26 protein-coding genes are annotated in these 25,274 nt (G+C 66.8%); 12 read left to right on the forward strand and 14 right to left on the reverse strand.

Going from position 1 to position 25,274, the window contains the following annotated elements; translation table 11 throughout:
- Positions 1–66 precede the first annotated feature (66 nt).
- Entirely contained in the window at positions 67–2,103 is a 2,037-nt protein-coding gene (locus J2X92_RS09620) for an AsmA family protein (protein WP_307575210.1), read from the forward strand.
- 44 nt (positions 2,104–2,147) lie between these two features.
- On the opposite strand, the gene J2X92_RS09625 is transcribed toward J2X92_RS09620, so the two are convergent.
- From J2X92_RS09625 to gpmA, 3 genes are all read right to left on the reverse strand, one after another.
- Positions 2,148–2,912, reverse strand: coding sequence for a HesA/MoeB/ThiF family protein (locus J2X92_RS09625; protein ID WP_307575212.1), 765 nt, complete (start codon positions 2,910–2,912; stop codon positions 2,148–2,150).
- Between the two features lie 93 nt (positions 2,913–3,005).
- A complete protein-coding gene (locus tag J2X92_RS09630; protein WP_028258792.1) occupies positions 3,006–4,448 on the reverse strand; it encodes a S41 family peptidase in 1,443 nt (480 codons plus the stop codon).
- 103 nt (positions 4,449–4,551) lie between these two features.
- The gene (gpmA, locus tag J2X92_RS09635) at positions 4,552–5,295 is read right to left on the reverse strand and encodes a 2,3-diphosphoglycerate-dependent phosphoglycerate mutase (RefSeq protein WP_307575214.1); all 744 of its coding nucleotides are present in this window, start codon (positions 5,293–5,295) and stop codon (positions 4,552–4,554) included.
- Positions 5,296–5,400: 105 nt separating this feature from the next.
- On the opposite strand from gpmA, the gene J2X92_RS09640 reads away from it, so the two are divergent.
- The 6 genes from J2X92_RS09640 to nadA all read left to right on the forward strand — a co-directional run bounded on the left by J2X92_RS09640 (position 5,401) and on the right by nadA (position 9,752).
- Positions 5,401–5,784 carry a rhodanese-like domain-containing protein gene (locus tag J2X92_RS09640; protein WP_370878369.1) on the forward strand — a complete coding sequence of 128 codons (384 nt, stop codon included), beginning with the start codon at positions 5,401–5,403 and terminating at the stop codon, positions 5,782–5,784.
- Positions 5,785–5,805: 21 nt separating this feature from the next.
- Positions 5,806–6,066, forward strand: a complete 261-nt coding sequence (gene grxC, locus J2X92_RS09645) for a glutaredoxin 3 (RefSeq protein ID WP_307575216.1) — start codon at positions 5,806–5,808, stop codon at positions 6,064–6,066.
- A 128-nt stretch (positions 6,067–6,194) separates the two neighbouring features.
- Positions 6,195–6,659, forward strand: a complete 465-nt coding sequence (gene secB, locus J2X92_RS09650; protein ID WP_055802912.1) for a protein-export chaperone SecB — start codon at positions 6,195–6,197, stop codon at positions 6,657–6,659.
- Positions 6,660–6,683: 24 nt separating this feature from the next.
- Positions 6,684–7,727 (forward strand): NAD(P)H-dependent glycerol-3-phosphate dehydrogenase, encoded by a 1,044-nt coding sequence (locus tag J2X92_RS09655; protein ID WP_307575218.1) that lies wholly within the window; start codon positions 6,684–6,686, stop codon positions 7,725–7,727.
- Between the two features lie 15 nt (positions 7,728–7,742).
- Positions 7,743–8,627 carry a carboxylating nicotinate-nucleotide diphosphorylase gene (nadC, locus tag J2X92_RS09660; protein WP_307575220.1) on the forward strand — a complete coding sequence of 295 codons (885 nt, stop codon included), beginning with the start codon at positions 7,743–7,745 and terminating at the stop codon, positions 8,625–8,627.
- Positions 8,628–8,633: 6 nt separating this feature from the next.
- On the forward strand, positions 8,634–9,752 hold the full coding sequence (gene nadA / locus J2X92_RS09665; RefSeq protein WP_307575222.1) for a quinolinate synthase NadA: 1,119 nt from the start codon (positions 8,634–8,636) through the stop codon (positions 9,750–9,752).
- Positions 9,753–9,876: 124 nt separating this feature from the next.
- On the opposite strand, the gene J2X92_RS09670 is transcribed toward nadA, so the two are convergent.
- The 7 genes from J2X92_RS09670 to J2X92_RS09700 all read right to left on the reverse strand — a co-directional run bounded on the left by J2X92_RS09670 (position 9,877) and on the right by J2X92_RS09700 (position 15,426).
- Positions 9,877–10,239, reverse strand: a complete 363-nt coding sequence (locus J2X92_RS09670) for a 6-carboxytetrahydropterin synthase (protein ID WP_307575224.1) — start codon at positions 10,237–10,239, stop codon at positions 9,877–9,879.
- Between the two features lie 19 nt (positions 10,240–10,258).
- On the reverse strand, positions 10,259–10,897 hold the full coding sequence (queE, locus tag J2X92_RS09675) for a 7-carboxy-7-deazaguanine synthase (RefSeq protein WP_307575226.1): 639 nt from the start codon (positions 10,895–10,897) through the stop codon (positions 10,259–10,261).
- Positions 10,894–11,733, reverse strand: coding sequence for a pantoate--beta-alanine ligase (panC, locus tag J2X92_RS09680; RefSeq protein ID WP_307575228.1), 840 nt, complete (start codon positions 11,731–11,733; stop codon positions 10,894–10,896). The genes queE and panC overlap by 4 nt, the downstream gene beginning before the upstream one ends.
- A 12-nt stretch (positions 11,734–11,745) precedes the next feature.
- A complete protein-coding gene (gene panB, locus J2X92_RS09685) occupies positions 11,746–12,639 on the reverse strand; it encodes a 3-methyl-2-oxobutanoate hydroxymethyltransferase (protein ID WP_307575229.1) in 894 nt (297 codons plus the stop codon).
- Between the two features lie 71 nt (positions 12,640–12,710).
- Entirely contained in the window at positions 12,711–14,300 is a 1,590-nt protein-coding gene (gene nadB, locus J2X92_RS09690) for an L-aspartate oxidase (RefSeq protein ID WP_307575230.1), read from the reverse strand.
- A 14-nt stretch (positions 14,301–14,314) separates the two neighbouring features.
- Positions 14,315–15,151 (reverse strand): segregation and condensation protein A, encoded by an 837-nt coding sequence (locus J2X92_RS09695; RefSeq protein ID WP_307575231.1) that lies wholly within the window; start codon positions 15,149–15,151, stop codon positions 14,315–14,317.
- A 68-nt stretch (positions 15,152–15,219) separates the two neighbouring features.
- Positions 15,220–15,426 (reverse strand): DUF3460 family protein, encoded by a 207-nt coding sequence (locus tag J2X92_RS09700; protein WP_307575233.1) that lies wholly within the window; start codon positions 15,424–15,426, stop codon positions 15,220–15,222.
- Between the two features lie 39 nt (positions 15,427–15,465).
- Here J2X92_RS09700 and J2X92_RS09705 point away from each other — a divergent pair, with 39 nt between their 5' ends.
- Positions 15,466–15,969 carry an outer membrane protein assembly factor BamE gene (locus J2X92_RS09705; protein WP_307575234.1) on the forward strand — a complete coding sequence of 168 codons (504 nt, stop codon included), beginning with the start codon at positions 15,466–15,468 and terminating at the stop codon, positions 15,967–15,969.
- Here J2X92_RS09705 and J2X92_RS09710 read toward each other — a convergent pair.
- The 3 genes from J2X92_RS09710 to metG are packed head-to-tail and all read right to left on the reverse strand — an operon-like array spanning position 15,966 to position 20,002.
- A complete protein-coding gene (locus J2X92_RS09710) occupies positions 15,966–17,642 on the reverse strand; it encodes a SulP family inorganic anion transporter (RefSeq protein ID WP_307575236.1) in 1,677 nt (558 codons plus the stop codon). The two genes, J2X92_RS09705 and J2X92_RS09710, sit on opposite strands and share 4 nt — an antisense overlap.
- Before the next feature lie 49 nt (positions 17,643–17,691).
- A complete protein-coding gene (locus J2X92_RS09715; protein WP_307575238.1) occupies positions 17,692–17,889 on the reverse strand; it encodes a hypothetical protein in 198 nt (65 codons plus the stop codon).
- A gap of 19 nt (positions 17,890–17,908) precedes the next feature.
- On the reverse strand, positions 17,909–20,002 hold the full coding sequence (metG, locus tag J2X92_RS09720) for a methionine--tRNA ligase (RefSeq protein ID WP_307575240.1): 2,094 nt from the start codon (positions 20,000–20,002) through the stop codon (positions 17,909–17,911).
- A gap of 270 nt (positions 20,003–20,272) precedes the next feature.
- Between metG and J2X92_RS09725 the strand changes: the two genes are divergently transcribed.
- From J2X92_RS09725 to J2X92_RS09735, 3 genes are read left to right on the forward strand one after another with little or no spacing between them, the layout of a single operon-like run.
- Positions 20,273–21,304 carry an isocitrate/isopropylmalate dehydrogenase family protein gene (locus J2X92_RS09725; protein WP_055802943.1) on the forward strand — a complete coding sequence of 344 codons (1,032 nt, stop codon included), beginning with the start codon at positions 20,273–20,275 and terminating at the stop codon, positions 21,302–21,304.
- Positions 21,305–21,330: 26 nt separating this feature from the next.
- A complete protein-coding gene (locus J2X92_RS09730; RefSeq protein ID WP_307575243.1) occupies positions 21,331–22,047 on the forward strand; it encodes a phosphodiester glycosidase family protein in 717 nt (238 codons plus the stop codon).
- 43 nt (positions 22,048–22,090) lie between these two features.
- Complete coding sequence (locus J2X92_RS09735) at positions 22,091–22,777, forward strand: YceH family protein (RefSeq protein ID WP_307575245.1); 687 nt, start codon at positions 22,091–22,093, stop codon at positions 22,775–22,777.
- 61 nt (positions 22,778–22,838) lie between these two features.
- On the opposite strand, the gene J2X92_RS09740 is transcribed toward J2X92_RS09735, so the two are convergent.
- On the reverse strand, positions 22,839–24,032 hold the full coding sequence (locus tag J2X92_RS09740; RefSeq protein ID WP_307575246.1) for a patatin-like phospholipase family protein: 1,194 nt from the start codon (positions 24,030–24,032) through the stop codon (positions 22,839–22,841).
- A 146-nt stretch (positions 24,033–24,178) separates the two neighbouring features.
- Between J2X92_RS09740 and apbC the strand changes: the two genes are divergently transcribed.
- The gene (apbC, locus tag J2X92_RS09745) at positions 24,179–25,270 is read left to right on the forward strand and encodes an iron-sulfur cluster carrier protein ApbC (protein WP_307575248.1); all 1,092 of its coding nucleotides are present in this window, start codon (positions 24,179–24,181) and stop codon (positions 25,268–25,270) included.
- Positions 25,271–25,274: the final 4 nt, after the last annotated feature.

Raw genomic sequence — 25,274 nt, forward strand, 5'->3', positions numbered from 1 at the left:
ATGCCTCACGGTTTTTGCGGTTCGCTGCCGACCCATGGAGCGCCGAGGGAGGTTTATCCAGTTGGCATGGCAACGAACGTCCTCCGCAACCGGCTTCGCGACGGACCACTCTGGGTCAAGGTGCTCGCGGTCGTCGTGCTGCTGCTCGCCATGCTGGCGGTGGTGCTGGCGCTCTTTCCGTGGGACACATTGCGTGGGCCGCTGAACCGATACGTCAGCGAGAAGACCGGCCGCAAGTTCGAGATTACCCGCCGGCTCGACGTCGGCATCGGCCTGCGCGGCGCCACGGTCAAGGCCGACGGTATCGAGTTTGCCAATCCGCAGTGGGCGCGCGACCCCTACCTGGTCAAGGCTGAGCGCGCCGAGTTCGACATCCGGCTCTGGCCCCTCCTCAGGCAGAAGGTCGTGATTCCGCGGCTGGCGCTCGTCTCACCCACGCTGGGCCTCCAGATGGAGGCCGACGGACGCCGCACTTGGGCGCTCGGCAAGGACACCTCCGACCCCGGCACCGTTCCCGTCATTGGCCTGATGGAGGTCGACAACGGTTCGGTCGATTTCCTGGCCAAGCACCTGGGAGTCGACCTGCACGCCGACGTGAATTACGACACCAGTCTCGGCACGCTCCCGCTCAGCTACCGCATCAAGGGCCGCTACAAGGGCCAGCCGCTCACGGCCGAAGGTCGCACGGGCAACGTGCTGCAGCTCAAGGCGGCCGGTGGGCAGCCGTTTCCGCTGGAGATCGACGGCGCAGCAGGCCACACGCGGCTCAAGGCATCGGGCACGGTGACCGACTTTGCCGACCTCGACGGCATCGACGCGAAGTTCGATCTCAAGGGCCAGACGCTCGGCGCGCTGTTCCCTCTGTTGGGCATCGCGCTGCCGGAAACCTCCCCCTATGCGCTGAGCGGCGACCTGCGCAAGCGCGGCAAGCAATGGGAGGTGGCCGGACTCAAGGGCAAGCTCGGCCTGTCCGACATCGCCGGCGACATGCGCTTCGACCAGACGGGCAAGGTGCCGCACCTCGCGGGCGAACTGCGCTCTCGGGTGATGGACATGGACGACCTGGGCCCGCTCATTGGCCTGCCGCCCACCGAGAGGTCGGCCAAGGCGGTCGAGGGCGTCGCGCCGCCTCCCACCATCAAGCAGACCAAGCGCGGCAAGGACGCCAAGGTGCTGCCGAGCGCCAGCCTCGACTTCGACCGGCTGCGCGCGATGAACGCCGACGTGAAATACGCGGCCGACCGGATCAAGAACGTGCGCGACGTACCGCTCGACCGCGGCAGCGTGCAGGTGAAGCTGAACAACAGCGTGCTTGTGCTGGAGCCGCTGGACCTCGGCGTGGGCGGCGGCAAGCTGGCCGGCGCCATCCGCATCGACGCCACCCAGAACCCGGCGGACATCCGCGCCTCGCTCGACCTGCGCAACGTGCAGCTCAACCGCCTGATCCCCAAGATCGAGACGATGCGAAGCAGCTTCAGCAGGCTCGATGGACGCATCAACCTGTCGGGGCGGGGCACGTCGGTGGCAACCTGGCTCGGCGGTGCCTCGGGCGACGTGGCGGCGATGACCGGGCGAGGGCGGTTCAGCAACCTGCTGCTGGAGTTCATGGGGCTGGACGGCGCCGAGATCATCAAGTTCCTGCTGCGTGGCGACCAGAACGTCGAACTGCGCTGCGCCGCCATGGCCTTCGACGTCAACAAGGGCGTCATGTCCAGCCGCAGCATGGTGCTGGACACCGAAGACACCGTTTTCTATGCCAGCGGCCAGGCCAACCTCGCGACCGAAAAGCTCGACTTCGTGGTGCGCCCCGAGCCCAAGGACCGGAGCTTCCTGTCGCTGCGTTCGCCGCTGGTCGTCGGCGGTACCTTCGGGGCGCCGACCGGCGGGGTGCAGGCGGCGCCTCTGGCGGAGCGCGGCATCGCCGCTCTGGTGCTGGGCGCGCTCAATCCGCTGCTGGCCCTGGCTGCCACGGTCGAGACCGGGCCGGGCGAGGACGCCGATTGCAAGGGTGTTCTGTCGCAAGCCAACAAGCCCTCGACCGGTGCGGCGGCCGCGGGCGCGGCCAAGGCGAAGGGTGCAAAGCAGCAGCCGCCGCCGCGCTGATGCCTGCGTGCCTGTTGCGCCGCCACTTGGCGCCGCGCTTCCCCTCAGTTGTCTGCCGCCGCGCGTTGCGCGCACACGCTGCAATGCGGATCGCGCGCAACCTTCAGCGTGTCGAACGCCGTACGGCGCCCGTCGAACATCAGGAGCTTGCCCGCCAGCGACGGGCCGATGCCTGCGAGCAGCTTGAGTGCTTCGCTCGCCTGCAGCGTGCCGATGGTCCCCACCACAGGGCCGAACACGCCGAGCACCGCGCACAGCGTTTCCTCGAAAGCCGCGTCGGGCGGAAAGATGCACGCGTAGCAGGGAGAGGCGGGGTCGCGCGTGTCGTACACGCTCAGCTGGCCATCAAAGCGGATGGCCGCACCAGCCACCAGCGGCTTGCCGTGCGCCACGCAGGCGCGGTTGACGGCGTGCCGGGTGGCAAAGTTGTCGCAGCAGTCGAGCACCACGTCTGCCGCCGCAACCAGGCGCGACAGCAGCTCCTCATCGGCCCGCAGGGCGTGCGTCTCGATGGCGATGTCGGGGTTGATGTCGCGCATGGCCTCGGCGGCCGATTCGACCTTCAGCTGGCCCACGCGTGCGTTGGTATGGGCGACTTGGCGCTGGAGGTTGGTGAGGTCGACTTCGTCGTCGTCCACCAGCGCGATGTGCCCGACGCCGGCGGCCGCGAGGTACAGCGCCACAGGCGAACCCAGGCCGCCCGCGCCGATGACCAGCGCGCGCCCGGCACTGACGCGCGCCTGGCCGTCGATGCCGAATTCCTCGAGCAGGATATGGCGCGAATAGCGAAGCAGGTCGTTGTCGTTCATGGCTCGTCCCGGGTCTTAGCCAAACGCAAAATACCGCGGCCCGGCAGCGCCGGTTCCGCGGTATTTCGGGATCTGAGGGCGCCGGGCTCCAGATCAGTTCTCTTTTTTCTCTTCCTTGTTGTCGACGATGACCTGCGTCTTGCTCACGAGCACCGGCTGGCCCTTGAGGCGGTTGAGCGCCTGCACCAGCGGGAAGTCCTTGTCGGTGCCGAACTCGGGCACCTTGCGGTCCTGCGGCGGCTTCTTGGCTTCTTCCTCGAGGCGCTTGCGGGCTTCGTCGCGCGCCTTTTCGCGTTCCGGGTCCTTGGTCTCCGGGCCTTGGCCGCTGGCCAGGTGCTTTTCAAGGTCGGCCTCGCGCATGCGAAGGGCTGCAAAGGGGCTGCCCTCGGCGCTTTCGTCGACCAGCACGTTGGGCACGATGCCCTTGGCCTGGATCGAGGTACCGCTTGGCGTGTAGTAGCGGGCCGTCGTGATCTTGAGGCCGGTGTCCGGGCCGAGCGGGCGCACCGTCTGCACCGAGCCCTTGCCGAAGGTCTGGCTGCCCATGACGGTGGCGCGCTTGTGGTCCTGCAGCGCACCGGCCACGATTTCGCTCGCGGAGGCCGAGCCTTCGTTCACCAGCACCACCAGTGGCACGGTCTTGAGGGCTGCGGGCAGGTTGCGCAGCGGATCGCTGCCCGACCGGCGCTGATAGAACTCCGGCGCCGCCTTGTAGACCGACTTGCTCTCGGCCAGCTGGCCGTCCGTCGAAACCACGGTGACGTTCTCGGGCAGGAAGGCGGCCGAAATGGCCACGGCCGCGTCGAGCAGACCGCCCGGGTCATTGCGCAGGTCCAGCACCAAGCCCTTGAGATTGGGCTCTTCCTTGTAGATGTCTTCGACCTTCTTCACGAAGTCGTCGACCGTGCGCTCTTGGAACTGCGACAGGCGAATCCAGCCGTAGCCCGGTTCCATGACCTTGCCGCGCACCGATTGGGTCCGGATTTCTTCCCGCGTGATCGTGACCGGGAAGGTGCGGCTCTCGTCCTTGCGGAAGATGGTCAGCAGCACCTTGGTATTGGCCTCGCCGCGCATGCGCTTGACGGCTTCGTTGAGCGACAGGCCACGCACCGCGGTGTCGTCGATCTTGGTGATCAGATCATTCGGCTTCAGGCCCGCGCGGAAGGCCGGGGAGCCTTCGATCGGAGAAACCACCTTGATGAGGCCGTCTTCCTGCGAAATCTCGATGCCCACGCCGACGAAGCGGCCGGTCGTGCCTTCCCTGAATTCCTTGAAGGACTTCTTGTCGAAGTACTGGGAATGCGGGTCGAGCCCGGCCACCATGCCGGAAATGGCGTCGGAAATGAGCTTTTTCTCGTCGACCGGCTCGACATAGTCACTCTTGACCATGCCGAAAACGGCAGCGAGCTGCTGCAATTCTTCGAGCGGGAGCGGCGCAAGCGAGCCGCGCGCGACCGTCTGTAACGAGACGGTGGTCAGGACGCCGGCAACGGCGCCAGCGGCGACCCAGCCGGTAATCTTCAATTTCTGGCCCATCATGAGTGATTGTCCTTGTCGGCTGTCGAGCCAATATACACAGCTTGGAAGCAGAATGCCTGCCGGGGTTCCACGGGGGAGCGCCGCCAAGGGTTTTCTTTTTTCAGCCTTTGCCCTGCGACGCCACCGCCGCGGCGGCCTTTTCGGCGGCTGCGGCATCGCCGAGGTAGTAGTGCCGCAGCGGCTTGAGCTCGTCGTCGAGCTCGTAGACCAGCGGAATGCCGTTCGGAATGTTCAGGCCGACGATGGCGTCGTCCGAAATGCCGTCCAGGTACTTGACCAGCGCCCGGATCGAATTGCCGTGTGCCGCCACCACCAGGCGGCGCCCGGCGCGAATGGCCGGCGCCATCGACTCGTTCCAGAACGGCAGGACGCGCGCCACCGTGTCCTTCAGGCACTCGGTCAGCGGGATTTGCTCGGGCGACAGCTTGGCGTAGCGCACGTCGCTGCGTTCGCTGCGCGGGTCGTCCGATTCCAGCGGCGGCGGCGGGGTGCTGTAGCTGCGGCGCCAGACCAGCACCTGCTCGTCACCGTATTTCTTGGCGGTTTCGGCCTTGTTCAGCCCCTGCAGGCCGCCGTAGTGGCGCTCGTTCAGGCGCCAGGAATGGACCACCGGGAGCCAGGTGCGGTCGAGCTCGTCCAGTGTGTGCCACAGCGTACGGGTGGCGCGCTTGAGCACGCTGGTGTAGGCCACGTCGAAGTCGTAGCCCTCGGCCTTGAGCAGCCGGCCGGCCTGCTTGGCCTGCTCGATGCCGGTTTCGGTCAGGTCGACGTCCGTCCATCCGGTGAAGCGGTTTTCGAGATTCCAGGTCGATTCGCCATGGCGGATCAGTACCAGTTTGTGCATGTGGGAAGCCTTTGGCAGCGCTTGGGAAAACCAGCATTCTAAAATCCCGGGTTTGCCATCCAAGGAATCCCCGTGAAATTGATCGAATTCGTCACCGCCAACTGGATGCTGATCCTGATCGCACTCAGCTCGGGTGGCATGCTGGCCTGGCCGCTGGTCCGCGGCGCCGGCGGCGGCACTCTCACGGCCCAGGGAGCGGTGCAGCTCATCAACCGCGAACGCGCGGTGCTGGTCGACGTGCGCGAACCTGAAGAGTTTGCCACCGGCCACATGATCGGCGCCAAGAACGTGCCGCTGAACCAGCTGGAGGAAAAGCTGACCGGCGCGGTCAAGAACAAGAACGTGCCGCTTCTTCTGGTGTGCGCCACCGGTGCCCGCGCCCAGCGCGCCGTGGCCATGGCCAAGAAACTCGGCTACGAGCAGGCCCAAGCCGTGGCCGGCGGCCTCAAGGCCTGGAAAGACGCTAACCTGCCGGTTGAAAAAGCATAAGGTCTTCCCCAGCTAAAGCGTATGCAAGCCGTCAAGATGTACACCACCGCTGTCTGCCCGTACTGCATTCGTGCCAAGCAGATCCTCAAATCCAAGGGTGTCGAAGAGATCGAAGAAATTCGCATCGACAGCGACCCGGCCGCCCGCAACACCATGATGGAGATCACCCGGCGCCGCACCGTGCCGCAGATTTTCATCGGCGACACCCACGTGGGCGGCTGCGACGACCTGATGGCGCTCGACAGCCGCGGCGGACTGGTTCCGCTGCTGCAGGGCGCCTGATGCACCAAGCAGCCGGGCGCCACCGAAGCGGTTCGGGCGCCGGGCGATAATCGCCTGCTCATTCATCTGCAGCCCGCTGCGGGAAACTCTCCCCGGCGGGCATTGTTTTGATTCTCGAAAGTTCAGCCATGGCCGACCAGCAAGCCCAAGATCCCGTTTTCCAGATCCAGCGCGTCTACCTCAAGGACCTGTCGCTCGAACAGCCCAATTCGCCCGGCATCCTGCTCGAGCAAGAGCAGCCCACGGTCGACATCCAGCTTGGCGTGGACGCCCAGCCGGTCGCTGATGGCATCTTCGAGATCACCGTGTCAGCCACCGTGCAGACCAAGATCCAGGACAAGACCGTGTTTCTGGTCGAGGCCAAGCAAGCCGGCATCTTCGAGATCCGCAACCTGCCCGAAGACCAGATGGGCCCGATCCTGGGCATTGCCTGCCCGCAGATCGTCTACCCGTACCTCCGCGGCAACGTGGCCGACGTGATCCAGCGCGGCGGCTTCCCGCCCGTGCACCTGGCCGAAATCAACTTCCAGGCCATGTACGAGCAGCAGCAGGCGCAGGCCGCCGGCCAGCCCTCGCCGACCCTCGCGCAGTAAACCGGCTCAAGGCCGCCAACGCCGATGAAGATCTGCGTTCATGGCGCCGGTGCCTGGGGCACGGCGCTGGCCGTCAACGCGGCGGGCCGCCACGAGGTCACGCTCTGGGCGCGCGATGCCGCCCAGGCCGATGCGATCTCGAAGGCGGGCGAAAACATCCGCTACCTGCCCGGCCTCGCCTTGCCGCCCGCGCTCACGGTGCGGGCCGGCAATCTTCGCCAGGCCCGAGCCGGCGCCGAACTGGTCATCGTGGCCACGCCCATGGCCGCTCTGCGCCAGCAACTCACCGACCTGCGCGGCACGACCGCGCCGGTGGCCTGGCTTTGCAAGGGCGTGGAGCCCGCGCGCGGCAAATCCCCCAACTCCTTCGGCTTGCTGGCCCACGAGATATGGGCGCAAGTTGCTCCTGAATTGATAGCGGGCGTGCTCAGCGGGCCGAGCTTTGCACAAGAGGTCGCTGAAGGCCGGCCCACGGCCCTGGTGGCCGCGAGCCCGCATGCCGAGGTGCGCGACGCCCTGGTCGATGCCTTCCACGGACCGGCTTTGCGCGTCTATGCCAACGACGACATCGTGGGTGTCGAGGTCGGCGGCGCCGTCAAGAACGTGCTGGCCATTGCCACCGGCCTGTGCGACGGCCTGGCGCTCGGACTCAATGCGCGCGCGGCGCTCATCACACGCGGCCTGGCCGAGATGACACGCTTCGGCCTGGCGCTCGGCGCACGCGCCGAGACTTTCATGGGCCTGTCGGGACTCGGCGACCTGGTGCTGACCTCGACCGGCGACCTGTCGCGCAACCGCAAGGTCGGCCTGCTGCTGGCGCAGGGACGCACCCTGGCCGAGGCCGTGGCGTCGCTGGGCCACGTGGCCGAAGGCGTCTATTGCGCACGCACCGTGGTGCAGCGCGCGCGGGGCCTGGGTGTCGAAATGCCGATCGCCGAAGGCGTGGTCGCGCTGCTCGACGGCAAGCTGAGCCCACGGGAGGCGGTTGCCTCGCTCACCGGCCGAGATCCGGTGCCTGAATCGGTGCTCGCTCCTGCGCATGCGCGCGGTTCACCCCAACAAGACTGAAGAGACAAGAGAGCCATGAGCCTTCGCTTTGATTTTTCGGCGCCGGCCGTGGCCGAGCTGGCCCGCGCCGACGCCGCTCGCGCCCTGCAAGAAGACGTGGCCGACGGCGACCTGACCGCTTCGCTGGTCGATCCAGGCCGCCGGGCCCTTGCCCGCGTGCTGGCGCGTGAGCCGGCCGTGGTCTGCGGTGCCCCATGGGTCGAAGCCACCGTGCGGCAGCTCGATCCAGAGGCCCGCATCCGCTGGCTGTGCGGCGAAGGCGAGCGCTGCGCGGCCGACCAGGTCGTGCTCGAGATCGAGGGCTCGGCCCGCGCGCTGCTGACGGCCGAGCGCACCGCGCTCAATTTTCTCCAGCTGCTGAGCGCGGTGTCCACCAAGACCGCCCTGTACGCCGACGCGGTCCGCGGCACGCGCGCCCGCATCGTCGACACCCGCAAGACGCTGCCGGGCCTGCGCCTGGCGCAGAAATATGCGGTTCGCACCGGCGGCGGCCTCAACCACCGCATCGGCCTTTACGACGCGGTGCTCATCAAGGAAAACCACATTGCCGCAGCCGGCGGCGTGGCTGCCGCATTGCGTGCGGTGGCGCCGATGGCGCAGCGCGCGGCCTTTGTCGAGATCGAGGTCGAGACGCTGGCCCAATTGCGCGAAGCGCTGGAAGCCGGCGCGCGCATGGTGCTGCTCGACAACATGGACCTGCCGACCTTGCGCGAAGCCGTACGTATCAACGATGAGGCCGGCGCTGACCGCAAGGCCGTGCTCGAAATCTCCGGCGGCGTGACGCTCGAGGGTCTGCGCACCCTGGCCGAAACCGGTGTCGACCGCATCTCGGTCGGTGCGTTGACCAAGGACGTCAAAGCCATCGACTATTCGATGCGCTTCCAACCCGAGCACGACTGAACCGCCATGGCGACCGCTTCCGTCATCGACGTCGACTACGAACAGCCCGCAGCGCAAGGCAGCGTCTGCGACACCCGCCACGCCTGGGCGCGCGTGCCGCCCGAGCCCTCGCCCGTCGAGCGCATCGCCCTCAAGGAGCGCATTCGCCGCCTGCTGCGCGAGCGCAATGCCGTCATGGTGTCGCACTTCTACGTGCACCCCGACCTGCAGGACCTGGCCGAGGAAACCGGTGGCATCGTGAGCGATTCGCTCGAGATGGCGCGCTTCGGCCGTGACCACGCCGCCACCACCCTGGTGGTATCGGGCGTGCGCTTCATGGGCGAGACCGCCAAGATCCTTTCGCCCGAGAAGCGGGTGCTGATGCCCGACCTGGACGCCAACTGCTCGCTCGACCTCGGCTGCCCGGTCGACGAATTCAGTGCGTTCTGCGACCAGCATCCCGACCGCACCGTGGTCGTGTACGCCAACACCAGCGCGGCCGTGAAGGCGCGCGCCGACTGGCTCGTCACGTCGAGCTGCGCGCTCGACGTGGTGAGCGCGCTGCATGCACAGGGCCGAAAGATCCTCTGGGGCCCCGACCGCCACCTGGGCGACTACATCCAGCGCCAGACGGGCGCCGACATGGTGAGCTGGAACGGCGCCTGCATCGTGCACGACGAATTCAAGGCGCTCGAGCTCGACCTGCTCATGAAAGAGCATCCCTCAGCCAAGGTGCTGGTGCACCCTGAATCGCCAGCCGACGTGATCGCACTGGCCGATGCGGTCGGCTCGACCTCCGCGATCCTGAATGCGGCACGGGGCATGGACGCAAAGGAATTCATCGTCGCCACCGACACCGGCATGCTGCACAAGCTGCGCACGCTGAATCCCGGCAAGACCTTCATCGAAGCGCCGACCGCAGGCAATGGTGGCACCTGCAAGAGCTGCGCGCATTGCCCGTGGATGGCGATGAACGGGCTGGTGGAACTGGCGAATGCGTTGGAAACAGGTGCGGGCGAGATCCATGTCGATCCGGCGCTAGGGCTGCGCGCGCGGGTGCCGATCGATCGGATGCTGGCGTTCACCGCGGGGCTCAAGAATGGGCAGCCGGCAGGCAGTCTGATCGCAGGAATAGGCGCTGCCTGAATTGCTCCTTCCCCCTCTGGGGGAAGGCTGGGATGGGGGCTTGCGGCGCTGGATGAGGCCGGCCGTGAAGTGAAGGCCGCATGCCCCCACCCCAGCCCTCCCCCGGAAGGGGAGGGAGTAAAACCTAGAAATCCAGCGTGCAGCTGTCCCCCAGCGCCTCGCGCCACACCCGCACGCGCGCGAGCGTCGCATGAAATTCCGGCAGCGCATCGGCAATAAAAAGGCACAGGTTTTCCAGCGTTGGCGGATGCAGCCCTTCCACGTCGTCGAGCAGGTGATGGTCCAGCCGCTCGCGCACCTCGTCGAGCCGGCGGCGCAGCAGCCCGAGGTCGATCACCATGCCCGTCACGGGATCGCGCTGGCCCGAAAGCCAGACTTCTGCGTGGTAGGTATGGCCGTGGATACGGCGGCTGCCTTCGACCTCGATGTCGCGCTTCAGGGTGTGCGCGGCGTCGAAGAAAAAGCGTTGGCTGACGGTGAATCGCATCGGGAAAGTCTCTCCGCACTCAGCGGATGCCGGTGATCTTGTGAGTCTGGACGCTGAGCCGCCAGATGGGGTCGCGCATGCATTCGGCAATGCACAGTTCGGTGTTGGCCACGCGGTCGGGGCCGTCCATCGGCTGCAGAAAGCGGTGGGTGAACTCGCCGGTGCGGGCCATGGTGTGGAGGTCGAATTCGGTTTGCGGCCAGACCAGCTTCAGTTCTTGCCCGCGCTGCTGCACCCACGGCGCGCCGGCCTTGGGGCTGATGCAGAGCCAGTCAATGCCTTCGGGCGCCGCGACGGTGCCGTTGCTTTCGACGGCAATGCGAAAGCGGCGCGCATGCAACGCGTCGACCAGCTCCGCATCCACCTGCAGCAGCGGTTCGCCGCCGGTGAGAACCACCAAACGATGCTCGGCGTCGCCAGCCGGCCACTGCGCGGCGACGGTGTCGGCGAGCTGGCCGGCATCCTTGAACTTGCCGCCGAGCGTGCCGTCGGTGCCGACGAAGTCGGTGTCGCAGAAACGGCAGACGGCCGCGGCGCGGTCTTCCTCGCGGCCGCTCCATAGGTTGCAGCCGGCGAAGCGGCAGAACACGGCCGGCATGCCTGCCTGGCCGCCTTCGCCCTGCAGGGTATAGAAGATTTCCTTGACGCTGTAGGTCATGAAGCCAGTGCCTCGATCTCGAGGTTGTCGATCAGCCGCGTGCCACCCAGCCGTGCCGCGGCCAGCGCCACGAGTGAGTCGCCTGGCACCGGCGCCTGCAGATCGGCACGCCGCCGCAACACAAGATAGTCCGGTTGCCAGCCGCGCTCTGTGAGCGTCTGCATTGCCCGCGCTTCGATCGCGGCCAAATCCCGTTCGCCGGCTTGCACTGCTTCGGCCATAACCTTGAGCGCTTTCGACAGCTGCACGGCCTCGGCACGCTCCGTCTTGCTCAGGTAGCCGTTGCGCGACGACAGCGCCAGCCCATCGTCGGCGCGAAAGGTCTCGCTGCCAATGATCTCGATCGGCATCGCGAACTGCCGCACCATGTGGCGGATCATCATGAGCTGCTGGTAGTCCTTCTTGCCGAACACGGCCACGCGCGGCTGCACGCACTGGAAGAGCTTCATCACGACCGTGCACACGCCGATGAAGAAGCCAGGGCGGAAGTGGCCTTCGAGGATGTCGGCCAGCGCCGGGTCCGGATGCACCTTGCAGGTTTGCGGCTCGGGGTAGAGCGCCTTTTCATCGGGCGCGAACAGCACGTCGCAGCCGGCCGCGCGCAGCTTCTCGCAATCGCTGTCCCAGGTGCGCGGGTAGGTGTCGAAGTCCTCGTGCGGCAGGAACTGCAGGCGATTGACGAAGATGCTCGCCACCGTCACGTCGCCCAGCGGCTTGGCTTGCCTGATCAGCGCCAGGTGGCCGTCGTGCAGGTTGCCCATGGTGGGAACGAAGGCGGGACGCTTAAACGCGGCGAGATGCGCGCGCAGTTCGGCAACGGTGTGTGCGATGTACATGGTCTCGGTTCCTTACCAGGCGTGGAGTTGGTCGTCGGGGAAGCTGCCGTCCTTGACGGCCTGCACGTAGGCCTTGAGGGCGGGCAGCACGCCCGGCGCGTCGGCCATGAAGTTGCGCACGAACTTCGGCATCTTGCCGAGATTGATGCCCAGCATGTCATGCAACACCAGCACCTGGCCGGCGGTGGCCTTGCCCGCGCCGATGCCGATGGTGGCGCAGTGCTTCAGCTCGGCGGTGAGTTCGGCGGCCAGCGCGGCCGGCACCATCTCGAGCACCAGCATCGCGGCGCCCGCGTCCTGCAGCGCATGAGCCTGTTGCTTCAGCAGCGCGCCGGCGGCATCGCCCTTGCCCTGCACGCGATAGCCGCCGAGCGCATGCACGGTCTGCGGCGTCAGGCCCAGATGCGCGCACACCGGAATGCCGCGCTCGACCAGGAAGCGCACCGTCTCGGTGGTCCAGCCGCCGCCTTCGAGCTTGACCATGTGCGCGCCGGCCTGCATCAGCACCGTGGCGCTGGCGAGGGCCTGCTCACGCGACTCCTGGTAGCTGCCGAAGGGCAGGTCGGCAATCAGCCAGGCCGTGCCTTGCACGCGGCGCAGGCCGCGCGAAACGCTGTCGGTGTGGTAGCGCATGGTGTCCAGGCTTACGCCCACCGTGCTGTTCAGGCCCTGGCAGACCATGCCGAGCGAATCGCCGACCAGGAGGCAGTCGACGCCCGCCGCGTCGGCCATGGCCGCGAAGGTGGCGTCGTAGGCCGTGAGCATTGCGATCTTCTCGCCGCGCGCGTGCATGTCGGCCAGACGCGGCAGGCTCACGGGCTTGCGCGAGGCAAGCGGGGAAGCCGGCGGCAGCGTGCCGTAGGGCGAGGCCGGAGGCGTTTCAGCGAAGGGTGTGGTGTTCGACATGGTTGGGTTTCTCCCTGCGGGCGTCGGTGGCCGGGCATCCTTGAATGAAGAAAACGAAGCGGGTGGGTCGATCAGTCGGCCGGCACCAGCACCGTGGGTGCGGTGGGTTCGGCGAGCGAAGGATAGTCGCGGCTGAAATGCAGGCCACGGCTCTCGTGGCGGGCCTGCGCGGAGCGCACGATCAGCTCGGCCACCTGTACCAGGTTGCGCAGTTCGAGCAGGTCGCGCGTGACGTGGAAGTTCGCATAGAACTCCTGGATCTCTGCCTGCAGCAACGCGATGCGATGGCTCGCGCGCTCCAGGCGCTTGTTGGTGCGCACGATGCCTACGTAGTCCCACATGAAGCGGCGCAGCTCGTCCCAGTTGTGCGAGATGACCACCGCCTCGTCGGCATCGGTCACCTGGCTGTCGTCCCAGGCCGGCAGATCGGCGCTGCCGCGCGACGGCGCCGCGGCGATGGCGCCGGCCGCGGCGCGCGCGAACACCATGCACTCGACCAGCGAGTTGCTCGCAAGGCGGTTGGCGCCGTGCAGGCCGGTGCAGGCGGTTTCGCCGATGGCGTAGAGGCCGGGCACGTCGGTGCGCCCGGCGAGGTCGCTCAGCACGCCGCCGCAGGTGTAGTGCGCGGCCGGCACCACCGGAATGGGCTCGCGCGTGATGTCGATGCCCAGCTCCGCGCAGCGCGCGAGGATGTTGGGGAAGTGCTCTTTCAGGAACGCGGCCGGTTGATGCGAGATGTCGAGATGCACGCAGTCCAGGCCGTGCTTCTTCATCTCGAAGTCGATGGCGCGGGCCACCACGTCGCGCGGTGCGAGTTCGGCGCGCTCGTCGTGTTTCGGCATGAAGCGCGTGCCTCCCGCCGATTCAGGCAACTTCAGCAGCCCGCCTTCGCCGCGCACCGCCTCGCTGATCAGGAATGACTTGGCGTGCGGGTGGTAAAGGCACGTGGGGTGGAACTGGATGAATTCCATGTTCGACACCCGGCAGCCGGCGCGCCACGCGGCGGCAATGCCGTCGCCGGTGGCGGTGTCGGGGTTGGTCGTGTACAGGTACACCTTGCCCGCGCCGCCGGTGGCCAGGATGGTGTGCGGGGCGCGGAAGGCGAGCACTTCGTCGGTCTCATCGTCCAGCGCGTAGAGACCCTGGCAGGCAGGGTCATGAAGGCCCAGCTTGGTGCCGGTAATGAGGTCGACCAGCGTGTGGTGCTCGAACAGCGTGATGTTCGGCGTGCGGCGCACCCGCTCGATCAAAGTCTGCTGGACGGCCGCGCCCGTAGCGTCGGTCACGTGCACGATGCGGCGCTGGCTATGGCCGCCTTCGCGCGTGAGGTGCAGGCCGCCGCCGTTTTCCTTGGCTTCTTCCGAGAACGGCACGCCCAGTTCGCGCAGCCAGCCGATGGCCTCGGGCGCATGCTCCACGACGAAGCGCGTGGCCTCGGGGTCGCACAGCCCGGCGCCGGCCACCAGCGTGTCTTCCACGTGCGCATCGAAGCTGTCGCCCGCGGCCAGCACGGCCGCAATGCCGCCCTGCGCCCAGGCGCTGGAGCCATCGTTCAGTGCGCGCTTGGTGAGCACGGCCACGCGATGCGTGGGTGCTAGGTGCAGCGCGGCCGAGAGGCCTGCGAGGCCGCTGCCGACGATGAGGACGTCGAAATCGCGCACGCAGGGCTCCGCTGTCAGGCCGGGGAGTACGCCAGGCGCACGTAAATGGGGGCGAAGGCTTCTGCCTGCGTGATGTCGATCAGCGTTTCCTTCGCGAGCTCGAGCATCGCGATGAAGGTGACGATCAGCACCGGCGCGCCACGCGACGGGTCGAACAGTTTTTCGAACTCGACGAAGCGCTGCCCCTGCAGATGCCGCAGCACGATGCTCATGTGCTCGCGCACGTTGAGTTCCTCGCGCGAGATCTTGTGGTGCTGCACGAGCTTGGCGCGCTTCATGATGTCGGCCCACGCGTCGCGCAACTCGACCACGTTCACGTCGGGGAAACGGGGCTTGAGCGATTGCTCGATGTAAACCTGCCCCTTCCAAAAGTCGCGCCCGTAGGTCGGCATGGCGCTGATGGCGGCGGCCTGAAGCTTGGTCTGCTCGTATTCGAGCAGACGGCGCACTAGCTCTGCGCGCGGGTCTTCGGCCTCTTCGCCGTCGGCCACCTTCTTGGGCGGCAGCAGCATGCGCGACTTGATCTCGATCAGCATCGCGGCCATCAGCAGGTACTCGGCCGCGAGTTCGAGATTCGTCTGGCGGATCTCGTCGACGTAGCTCAGGTACTGCCGCGTGAGCCCCGCCATCGGGATGTCGAGGATGTTGAAGTTCTGCTTCCTGATGAGGTAGAGCAGCAGGTCCAGCGGACCTTCGAAGGCTTCGAGAAAGACCTGCAGCGCCTCCGGCGGGATGTACAGGTCCTTCGGCATCGCGAACAACGGCTCGCCATAGAGCCTGGCGAGCGCGACCTGGTCGACCACCTCGGGCATGCTGGCCACGAGCGTGTCGTTGTCCTCGTTGCCCTTCATCGGGTGCTTGCTATCATTTCAATAGCTGCAGACGATAAGGACGAACGATGGATGCCGGCTGGGCACCATTACTTGACTTGGGTCTGGTAGACGTACGGCTGCTGCGGTACGTTGGCCTCGCTGTATTCCTTGAGCAGGCTGCGGTCGAGGTGTTTGTCCCACAGCAGGGCGCGGCCGGCGCGCTGTTCGGCTTCCAGCGTCGGCTTCTTTTCCTTCATCTCCTCGATGAAGCTGGTGATCTCGGAGGTGTAGTGGGGGCGACGGAAGATGGACATAGACTGGACCTTTGAAGCGCGAATTTTACCGGGGATGGCATGAAGCGACGGAAACAGTGGCGGATAGGCTGCGTAACAGCGTTATTGGCGGCGGTGATCGGGCTCTCGGGATGCGATCGGCAGCGCATCGCCGAGCTGGAAGAAGGAGTCTCGACCGAGGCTGACGTGCGCGCCAAGTTCGGCGAGCCCGAGAACATCTGGGACGCGCCGAACGGCCGGGTGCTCGAGTACAACCGCCAGCCGCAGGGCCAGAAGAACTACATGATCACCATCGGCGCCGACGGCAAGATGAGCGCGCTGCGCCAGGTGCTGACGCCCGAGAACTTTGCCAAGGTGCAGCCGGGCATGATGATGGAAGACCTGCGCAAGCTGCTCGGCAAGCCCGCCAAGGTCACGCCCTATGCGCTCAAGCGCGAAACCGAATGGGAGTGGCGCTGGGTCCAGCCGCCGAATTCTCCGATGGTGTTCACCGCCACATTGAACGACGACCAGCGTGTGGTGCGAAGCGGGTCTTCGCCCGACCGCGCCACCGAAGCGAACTAGTCTTCGGCCGCGCGCGGCTGGCCGCTCGTCAGCTCGTCGGCAAAGCCCGAGCGCACGATCACCTCGAGCGGCTGCGGCTGTAGCGACTCCAGGCGCAGCAGCCCGTCGCGCGCCAGCACTGCGCGGTGCAACTGGCGCAGCGCATCGACGCCGGTCGCGTCCAGGTAGATGAGGTGCGTGGCATCGAGCACCACCGTCATGCCGCGCGGTGCGCTCTCGGCCGCGTTCACCGCCTCGTCCAGCTTGGCCGCGGCGCCGAAGAACATCGCGCCATAGAGCCGATAGGTGAGCACCGGCGGCTGCATCGTGACCAGCTCGACGCTGAAAAGCTCGCTCATGCGCCGAACGAAAAGGGCACACGCGAGCACGATGCCCACCTGCACCGCCACGGTCAGGTCGAACACGACCGTGAGAAAGAAGGTGCCGAGCATCAGCAGCCGGTAGTGGCGGCTGAAGTGCCGCAGCTGCCCCGGCGTGAACTCGCGCCACTCGCCCATGTTGAGGCCTACGAACACCAGAATGCCCGCCAGCACCGCGAGCGGCACGTGGCGCGCGAGCGGGGCGGCCAGCAGCACCACCACCATCAACGTGACCGCGTGCACGATGCCGGCGATCGGCGAACTGCCGCCCGAGCGGATGTTGGTCACCGTGCGCGCGATGGTGCCGGTGGCCGGCATGCCGCCAAAAAAAGGCGTCACCAGGTTGGCAATGCCCTGCGCCATCAGTTCCTGGTTGGGGTCGTGGCGCGGCTGGCCGCTGAGCTGGTCGGCCACGCGGGCGCACAGCAGCGACTCGATGGCGCCCAGCAGCGCGATGGTCAGCGTGGGCGTGAACAGCTGCTTGACCGTTTCCCAGGAGAAGTCGGGCAGCGCGAAGGTGGGGGCGCCTTCGGGAATGCCGCCGAAGCGAGTGCCGATGGTTTCCACCGGCAGCTCGAAGCCCCACGACACCAGCGTGAGCGTGACCAGCGCCACGATCGGCCCCGGCAGACGCGCGCCCACCTGCACCGCGCGCGAGCGCGCCATGCGTGCCGCCAGGCGCTGCACCGCGTGGCCCGCCGTCGACTCATTGCGCAGCAGCATTGGCCAAACCGCCAGGCCGAGCACGCAGGCCAGCCCCAGCGCGAAGGCATACGGGTTGAAGGTGCCGATCTGCAGCGCCATCTCATGCAGCTGCGAGAACACGTCGGCCGGCATCTTGGCCACCGTGAGCCCGAGCATGTCCTTGAGCTGCGACAGCAGGATCAGCACCGCGATGCCGTTGGTGAAGCCGACCACGATCGACAGCGGCACGAAGCGCACCAGCCGCCCGAGCCCGAACAGTCCCGCCGCGAACAGCAGCACCCCGGCGCAGGCGGTCGATATCAGCAGGTTCGCCACGCCGTAGCGCTCGACGATGCCGTAGACGATCACGATGAAAGCGCCCGCCGGTCCGCCGATCTGCACCGCAGACCCACCCAGCAGCGAGATCAGGAAGCCCGCGATGATTGCGGTCCAGATGCCGGCTTCGGGCTTGAGCCCCGAGGCGATGGCAAATGCCATGGCCAGCGGCAGCGCGACGATGCCGACCGTCGCGCCCGCGCCCAGGTCCTTGAAGAAGCGTGTCCGGTCGTAGCCCTCCAGCGCGTCCAGCAGGCGTGGGCGAAAGCGGGTGATGTTCAGCGGTGACTGCATGGGGCACCCATTGTGTACCCCGCGAGAGGCCTGTCCGGCCCCCGCCCGTTCAGTCGCTGTCGGGAATCACCGCGTCGGCCGCCGCGCCCACCGCCTTGCCGGTGATGCGCGCGGTGCCAATGGCCGCATCCGCTGCCAGGCCCACGGCACTGGCGCCAACGCTCACGGCCGTACCCGCCACGGTCACCACCGCGCAGCCGCTCAGCATGGCGATGAAGGTCAACAGGAGCAGGGTGCGTATCGCCATGGGAGGGTCCTCTCGGGAATCAGCGGACCCGCATGCCGGGCGTGGCGCCGGGCCAGGGTTCGAGCACATGGATACCGGGGGCGGCTTTTTCGTCGGCGTGGCTCGCAGCCAGCACCATGCCTTCGCTGATGCCGAACTTCATCTTGCGCGGCGCCAGGTTGGCGACCAGCACCGTGAGCTTGCCCACGAGCTGTTCGGGCTCATAGGCCGAGGCGATGCCGCTGAACACATTGCGGGTCTTGCCCTCGCCGGCGTCCAGGGTCAGCCGCAGCAGCTTGGTCGAGCCTTCAACTTTTTCGCATTCCACGATCTTCGCAATGCGCAGGTCGATCTTCGCGAAATCGTCGATGGTGATGGTGGGCGCGATGGCTTCGCCGCCGGGCAGCGCGCTAGCGGTGGCCGCTTCGGCCGCCGGCACCGGTTCGGGTGCGTCGAACAGTTTGTCGACCACCTTGGCGTCGGCTCGCTGCATCAGGTGCTTGTAGTCGCCGATGGCATGGCCCACGGGCAGCGCCTGCGCGGCATCGGCCCACGCGAGCGGTGCGATCTTGAGGAAGGACTCGACGTTCACGGCAAGCGCCGGCAACACCGGCTTCAGGTAGAGCGTCAGCAGGCGGAAGGCCTCGATGCACACCGTGCACACGTCGTGCAGACGCGCCTCCTGGCCTTCCTTCTTGGCCAGCTCCCAGGGCTTGTTCTGGTCGACGTATTCGTTCACCTTGTCGGCCAGCGCCATCACCTCGCGCAGCGCGCGGGCGTAGTCGCGGCCGTCGTACAGCGAATGCAGCTGCGGCGCCGCGTCGCGCAGCGCGAACAGAAGTGCGTCGCCGTCGGCCGACACCTCGCCCAGCTTGCCGCCGAAGCGCTTGCCGATGAAGCCCGCCGCGCGGCTCGCAATGTTGATGTACTTGCCCACGAGGTCGCTGTTGACGCGCGCCACGAAGTCCTCGGGGTTGAAGTCGATGTCCTCGTTGCGGCCGTTGAGCTTGGCCGCGATGTAGTAGCGCAGCCACTCCGGGTCCAGGCCGAGCGAAAGGTACTTGAGAGGGTCGATGCCGGTGCCGCGGCTCTTGCTCATCTTCTCGCCGCTGACCGTGAGGTGGCCGTGCACGTACACCGCATCGGGCGCCTTGCGGCCGCTGAAATGCAGCATCGCGGGCCAGAAGAGGGTATGGAAGGTGATGATGTCCTTGCCGATGAAGTGCACCTGCTCCAGGTCGGGATCGGCCATGTACTCGGTGTACGAGATGCCGTCGCCGCCCAGCTCGATGCAGCGCTTGTCGAGCAGGTTTTTCAGCGAGGCCAGGTAGCCCACGGGCGCGTCAAGCCACACGTAGAAGTACTTGCCCGGTGCGTCGGGAATCTCGATGCCGAAATACGGCGCATCGCGGCTGATGTCCCAGTCGCCGAGGCCGCCCTTGCCTTCGTCGTCCTTGTAGAGCCATTCGCGGATCTTGTTCTGCACCTCGGACTGCACGTGGCCCGGCGCGGTGGTCCATTCCTTCAGGTAGGCCTCGCAGCGCGGGTCCGAGAGCTTGAAGAAAAAGTGCTCCGAACTGCGCAGCTCCGGCTTGGCGCCCGACAGGGCCGAGTAGGGGTTGATCAGCTCGGTGGGCGCATACACGGCACCGCACACCTCGCAGTTGTCGCCGTACTGGTCCTTGGCGTGGCAGTTGGGGCATTCGCCTTTGATGAAGCGGTCGGCCAGGAACATGCCCTTGGCCGGGTCGTAGAACTGCTCGACGCTCTTGGTGCTGATGAAACCGTTGGTGCGCAGGTCGCGGTAGATGTCCTGCGCGAGCTGGTGGTTCTCGGGCGCGTCGGTCGAGTGCCAGTTGTCGAACGAGATGTAGTAGCCGTCGAGGTAGGGCTTTCGGCCCGCGGCAATCTCGGCCACGAAGGCCTGCGGCGTCACGCCGGCTTTGTCGGCTGCGATGGTGATGGCCGCGCCGTGCGCGTCGTCGGCGCAGACAAAGTTGACCTCGGCGCCATTCATTCGCTGGTTCCGCACCCAGATGTCGGCCTGGATGTATTCCATCATGTGGCCGATATGGAACTTGCCGTTGGCATACGGCAGGGCGGTGGTAACGAAGAGCTTGCGCGGGGCGGACATCGGGAAGGGCGCTTTCGGGAGTGGCGGACTTGCTGGCAACGAAGGCGACCTGGGGCCGCATTCGGGAACCGGGCATTTTAGGTGGCGCCGCCGCGCCCTGCCGAACACCCCCATCCCGGAGCTCGGCCACGGGGTGCCGAACTCGCAGTGACCCGAAAGCCGCCGGGGTGTCTCCGGCGCGACGTATGCTCCACCCCGCGCGTTTCGCCACGCTCCCTCCCCATATGGCGAAGAGATATACAAGATAGATATACAGAAAGCGAGTTTCCGATGACCACCCCCATTTCCGCAACCCTGATTCCTGGCGATGGCATCGGCCCCGAAATCGTCGACGCCACCCTTGCCGCGCTCGACGCGCTGAAGGCGCCCTTCGAGTGGGACCGCCAGATTGCCGGCCTCGGCGGCGTCCAGACTTCGGGCGATCCGCTGCCGCAAGCCACGCTGGACAGCATCCGCCGCACCCGCCTTGCCCTCAAGGGCCCGCTGGAAACGCCTTCGGGCGGCGGCTACCGCTCGTCGAACGTGCGGCTGCGCGAAGAGTTCCAGCTGTACGCCAACCTGCGCCCCGCGCGCACCATCATTCCGGGCGGCCGCTTCGACAAGATCGACCTGATGGTCGTGCGCGAGAACCTCGAGGGCCTGTACATCGGCCATGAGCACTATGTGCGCATCGACGGTGACCCGCATGCCGTGGGCATGGCCACCGGCATCAACACGCGACAGGGGTGCCTGCGCCTGCTCGAATACGCTTTCGAGACCGCCGTGGCCACCGGCCGCAAGAAGGTCACGCTGGTCCACAAGGCCAACATCATGAAGGTGCTGACCGGCCTGTTCCTGGAAACCGGCCTCCGCCTCTATGAGGAAAAGTACAAGGGCAAGTTCGAGCTCGACACCATCATCGTCGACGCTTGCGCCATGAAGCTGGTGCTCAATCCCTGGCAGTTCGACATGCTGGTGACGACCAACCTCTTCGGCGACATCCTGTCCGACCTGGTGGCGGGCCTGGTCGGCGGCCTGGGCATGGCGCCGGGCGCCAACATCGGCGCCGATGCGGCCATCTTCGAGGCCGTGCACGGCTCGGCACCCGACATTGCCGGCAAGGGCATTGCCAACCCGACCGCACTGCTCTTGGCCGCCGCGCTGATGCTCGAGCACGTCAGGCTGCCTGACCTTGCCACGCGCCTGCGCAAGGCCATCGACGACACGCTCAACATCGACAAGGTGCGCACCGGCGACCTGGGCGGCACCGCGGGCACGGCGGCGTTCACCAAGGCGCTGGTCGCCCGCATCCAGAACGGCTGAAGCGAGAGGCGGCTTTTCGTGGCTTCATGAGAAAGCTGCTGCTCCTGCTGGCCTTGTGCGTGGCCGGCGCTGCCACCCTGGCCGCCGCGGCGGCCAACGCCGAGCCGCGCTACACCGTCGTGAAGATCGACCTGCGCAAGGAACGGCTCGAGCTCTTCCTGCGCGACGATGCCGGCGTCGAGTTCAAGCGCCTGGACCGACTCGAGGCCTGGCTCGCCAGGCACAACCGGCAGCTCGTGTTCGCGATGAATGCCGGCATGTACCACGCCGACTTTGCACCCGTCGGCCTGCTGGTGCAGGAAGGGCGCGAAGTCTCGCCACTCAACCTGTCGGCGGGCGAGGGCAACTTTTTCTTGAAGCCGAACGGCGTGTTCCTGGTGTCCGGCACGCGGCCGCGCGTGGTCGAGTCGTCGGAGTATCCGGCGCTCTCAAAAGGCGTTCGGCTGGCCACGCAGTCGGGCCCGCTGCTGCTGCGCCGCGGCAGGGTGCATCCCGCTTTGATTCCAAACTCGGATTCGCGAAAGATCCGCAACGGCGTCGGCGTGTCGGGCCACACGGCCATCTTCGTGATCAGCGAAGACCCTGTGAATTTCTACGAGTTCGCGCTTTACTTCCGCGACGTGCTGCATTGCCGCGATGCGCTCTATCTCGACGGTACCGTGTCTGCTCTGCATTCGCTCGCGCTGCGGCGCACCGACTTCGTCAGGGAGCTGGGCCCGATACTCGGCGTGGCGGTGCCATGACCCGGTCTCTGGTCACCGTCGTTTCCATTACGATTTTTGAGCCATGACCCAAGCCCTTCCCATTCTTTCGCTCGTTGAAACCCGCGTGCTCGGCGTGCTCGCCGAGAAGCAGCGCACCGTGCCCGACAGCTATCCGTTGACGCTCAACTCGCTGGTGTCGGGCTGCAACCAGAAGACCAGCCGCAACCCGGTGCTCGAACTGAGCGAGGCGCAAGTGCAGGGTGCCATCGACAGCCTGAAGGGCTACAGCCTGGTGGCGGAAACCAGCGGCGGCCGAGCCTTTCGATACGAGCACAACATCGACCGCGTGCTGCGCATTCCATCGCAGTCGGTCATTTTGCTCACGGTGCTGATGCTGCGCGGTCCGCAAACGGCCGGCGAACTGCGCATTGCCTGCGACCGCATGCACAACTTCGCGGATATCTCGTCGGTCGAGGGCTTCCTCGATGAACTCGCCGTGCGCCAAGCCGGCGCGCTGGTAGTAAAGCTCGCGCGCCTGCCCGGCGCGCGAGAAAGCCGCTGGGCCCATCTGCTGAGCGGCGCGCCGACGGAAGAGGTTGCCGGCCCGGGTGGCGGTTCGGCCGAGGGAGCGTATGCGTCGCACGATGCATCGCTCGGCGAGGTTGCGGCGCTCAAGGCCAACGTGGCGCGGCTCGAGGCCGAGCTCGCATCGCTGAAGGCGCTGGTGGGGCGGGTGTGTTCGGAGCTTGGGATTTCCGAGGCGGGCTGATTCGATCTGCTGCTGGCGGGCTTGTGCGCGGACGGCGGCGGTACGCGCTGATCGCGCTGGCTCAGGCCACCGGATCCCACCCGAAGAACCGCAGCACCTCGCCCTGCTGCCGCATCGCATCGGCCCGCCCGAGCGCCATCAGCTCGCGCGTGTAGGCCGATTCGAACAGCAGGTAGCTCGCCAGCGCGCCGCCCTTCACATCGGCTGCGGCCTTGGGGCCGCCCAGCAGGTGGCGCACCGCGCCGGGCAGGGCATCGACATGCCGTGCCGCAATCACGTCAAGCCGTTCCGACGGAGAAATCACCAGCAGGTCGAGCGGACGCAGCGAGCTCGACATGCGGGCTTCCTCGGGAATGAGGCCGAGCGTGTGGTTGATGCGCCGAAGCCGCTCGATGTCCACCGCCAGCGCGTCGAGAAAGATGCTCGACAGCGCATGGCCCGCGATCTGCGCCATGGTGGGATAGCCGCTGTAGGTGTTGGGCGCGTCGGCGTCGCGCGGCTCGTGCATGCGGCCGGCGCCGATCACCAGGATGCGCTTGGCGCCGAGGTGAATGGCCGCGGCAATCGGTGCCGACTGGCGCATCGAGCCGTCGCCGAAGTATTCGGTATGCCCCTGCATCGAAAGCGCCGTGGCCGGGAACACGAAGGGAATGGCCGACGAGGCCAGCAGGTGCGCGTGGCTGATGCGGTCGCGCACCGCAAGCCGCTGCGAACGCACCCAGGGCTCCATCGGCACGGCGGCTTCGAAAAAGGTGACGTGCTCACCGGAGCTATAGCTCGATGCGGTGACGGCCAGTGCCTGCACGTGGCCTTGCTGCATCAACCCGGGCAGCCGGTCGAGCGGCACCATGCGGCCCAGCAGCTGGGCCAGCGGCGTGTTGTCGAGCAGCGAGCGGGGCTTGATGCGCATCCAGTTGGCCGCGAAGCGCCCGAGCCCGAGCAGCATGCGCCAGCGCGTACCGCTGCCGATGACCGACAGCGAATCGGCGCGATAGACCTGCCCGGCGTGGAAGTCGCGCCAGACCTCTGCGATGCGCGCAACGGCTCGGTCGAAGTCGTCGGCGCCGCAGGCCAGCGCGGCCGCGTTGATGGCGCCCGCTGAAGTGCCGGTGATCACGGGAAAGGGATTGGCACCGCCGGCGAAACCTGCGGCACGCCGGATGCCGGCAATGGCCTCGAGCACGCCGACCTGATAGGCGGCCCGAGCGCCACCGCCGGTGAGCAACAGACCGGTGGCGGGGGGTGTCTCAGGCATTGTTCTTGTTGCCGTGGCTGTTGAAAAAAGGTTTCGCAAGCCGCTTCAGCGGGTGTTGCCCCCGGCAGCGGGAAGGCGAAGCGGCCCGAAGCGCGCGGGGCCCGCTGGCAAGCCACTAGACTACCCGCCATTCAGGAGTTAGATCAATGGCACTCACCCCAGAAGGGCTCATGGACGCGCTCAAAGCCGTCCAGGACCCGAACACCGGCAAGAATTTCGTGGCGACGCGTTCGCTCAAGAACCTGCAGATTACCGAAGGCGACGTTTCGTTCGACCTCGAGCTCGGCTACCCGGCCAAGAGCCAGCACCCGGCTCTGCGCAAGGCGCTGGTGGCGGCCGCCAAGACGGTGCCGGGCGTGAGCAACGTCTCCGTCAACATCGTCACCAAGGTCATCAGCCACGCGGTGCAGCGCGGCGTGCAGCTGATGCCCAACGTCAAGAACATCATTGCGGTGGCGTCCGGCAAAGGCGGCGTGGGCAAGAGCACCACGGCGGCCAACCTGGCGCTGGCGCTGGCGGCCGAAGGGGCCGCCGTCGGGCTGCTGGATGCCGACATCTACGGCCCGAGCCAACCCATGATGCTGGGCATCGAGGGCCGGCCCGAGAGCGAGGACGGCAAGACCATGGAGCCGCTGGAGAACCACGGCGTGCAGGTCATGTCGATCGGTTTCCTGGTCGACCAGGACGAGGCCATGATCTGGCGCGGCCCCATGGCCACCCAGGCGCTGGAGCAGCTGCTGCGCCAGACCAACTGGAAAGACCTCGATTATCTGATCGTCGACATGCCGCCCGGCACCGGCGATATCCAGCTCACCCTGTCGCAGCGCGTGCCGATGACCGGCGCGGTGATCGTCACCACGCCGCAGGACATCGCGCTGCTCGACGCCAAGAAGGGCATCAAGATGTTCGAGAAGGTCGGCGTGCCGATCCTGGGCATCGTGGAGAACATGGCGGTGCACATCTGCTCCAACTGCGGCCACGTGGAGCACATCTTCGGCTCCGAAGGCGGCAAGAAGATGGCCGAGCAATACCAGATGGAATACCTCGGCGCGCTGCCGCTGGACATCAATATCCGCCTGCAGGCCGACAGCGGCAAGCCCACGGTGGTGGCCGATCCCGACGGCGAAGTGGCCGGCATCTACAAGGCCGTGGCGCGGCAAGTGGCCGTGGGCATTGCGGAAAAGGCCAAGGACTTCTCCGCCAAGTTCCCGACCATTTCGATCAGCAAGAACACCTGATCGG

Source organism: Variovorax paradoxus, assembly GCF_030811855.1.
Taxonomy (GTDB): Bacteria; Pseudomonadota; Gammaproteobacteria; order Burkholderiales; family Burkholderiaceae_C; genus Variovorax; species Variovorax paradoxus_L.

Coding starts and splice junctions, on each gene's coding strand:
- metG (WP_307575240.1), bottom strand. CDS start 20,002: ATGTCCGCCCCGCGCAAGCTCTTCGTTACCACCGCCCTGCCGTATGCC.
- apbC (WP_307575248.1), top strand. CDS start 24,179: ATGGCACTCACCCCAGAAGGGCTCATGGACGCGCTCAAAGCCGTCCAG.
- panC (WP_307575228.1), bottom strand. CDS start 11,733: ATGTACATCGCACACACCGTTGCCGAACTGCGCGCGCATCTCGCCGCG.
- gpmA (WP_307575214.1), bottom strand. CDS start 5,295: ATGCACAAACTGGTACTGATCCGCCATGGCGAATCGACCTGGAATCTC.
- queE (WP_307575226.1), bottom strand. CDS start 10,897: ATGACCTACAGCGTCAAGGAAATCTTCTATACCCTGCAGGGCGAAGGC.
- J2X92_RS09700 (WP_307575233.1), bottom strand. CDS start 15,426: ATGTCCATCTTCCGTCGCCCCCACTACACCTCCGAGATCACCAGCTTC.
- J2X92_RS09740 (WP_307575246.1), bottom strand. CDS start 24,032: ATGCCTGAGACACCCCCCGCCACCGGTCTGTTGCTCACCGGCGGTGGC.
- secB (WP_055802912.1), top strand. CDS start 6,195: ATGGCCGACCAGCAAGCCCAAGATCCCGTTTTCCAGATCCAGCGCGTC.
- J2X92_RS09705 (WP_307575234.1), top strand. CDS start 15,466: ATGAAGCGACGGAAACAGTGGCGGATAGGCTGCGTAACAGCGTTATTG.
- nadC (WP_307575220.1), top strand. CDS start 7,743: ATGAGCCTTCGCTTTGATTTTTCGGCGCCGGCCGTGGCCGAGCTGGCC.
- J2X92_RS09620 (WP_307575210.1), top strand. CDS start 67: ATGGCAACGAACGTCCTCCGCAACCGGCTTCGCGACGGACCACTCTGG.
- J2X92_RS09640 (WP_370878369.1), top strand. CDS start 5,401: ATGCTGATCCTGATCGCACTCAGCTCGGGTGGCATGCTGGCCTGGCCG.
- J2X92_RS09630 (WP_028258792.1), bottom strand. CDS start 4,448: ATGGGCCAGAAATTGAAGATTACCGGCTGGGTCGCCGCTGGCGCCGTT.
- J2X92_RS09655 (WP_307575218.1), top strand. CDS start 6,684: ATGAAGATCTGCGTTCATGGCGCCGGTGCCTGGGGCACGGCGCTGGCC.
- J2X92_RS09695 (WP_307575231.1), bottom strand. CDS start 15,151: ATGAAGGGCAACGAGGACAACGACACGCTCGTGGCCAGCATGCCCGAG.
- J2X92_RS09735 (WP_307575245.1), top strand. CDS start 22,091: ATGACCCAAGCCCTTCCCATTCTTTCGCTCGTTGAAACCCGCGTGCTC.
- J2X92_RS09715 (WP_307575238.1), bottom strand. CDS start 17,889: ATGGCGATACGCACCCTGCTCCTGTTGACCTTCATCGCCATGCTGAGC.
- grxC (WP_307575216.1), top strand. CDS start 5,806: ATGCAAGCCGTCAAGATGTACACCACCGCTGTCTGCCCGTACTGCATT.
- J2X92_RS09730 (WP_307575243.1), top strand. CDS start 21,331: ATGAGAAAGCTGCTGCTCCTGCTGGCCTTGTGCGTGGCCGGCGCTGCC.
- J2X92_RS09710 (WP_307575236.1), bottom strand. CDS start 17,642: ATGCAGTCACCGCTGAACATCACCCGCTTTCGCCCACGCCTGCTGGAC.
- J2X92_RS09670 (WP_307575224.1), bottom strand. CDS start 10,239: ATGCGATTCACCGTCAGCCAACGCTTTTTCTTCGACGCCGCGCACACC.
- J2X92_RS09725 (WP_055802943.1), top strand. CDS start 20,273: ATGACCACCCCCATTTCCGCAACCCTGATTCCTGGCGATGGCATCGGC.
- nadA (WP_307575222.1), top strand. CDS start 8,634: ATGGCGACCGCTTCCGTCATCGACGTCGACTACGAACAGCCCGCAGCG.
- J2X92_RS09625 (WP_307575212.1), bottom strand. CDS start 2,912: ATGAACGACAACGACCTGCTTCGCTATTCGCGCCATATCCTGCTCGAG.
- panB (WP_307575229.1), bottom strand. CDS start 12,639: ATGTCGAACACCACACCCTTCGCTGAAACGCCTCCGGCCTCGCCCTAC.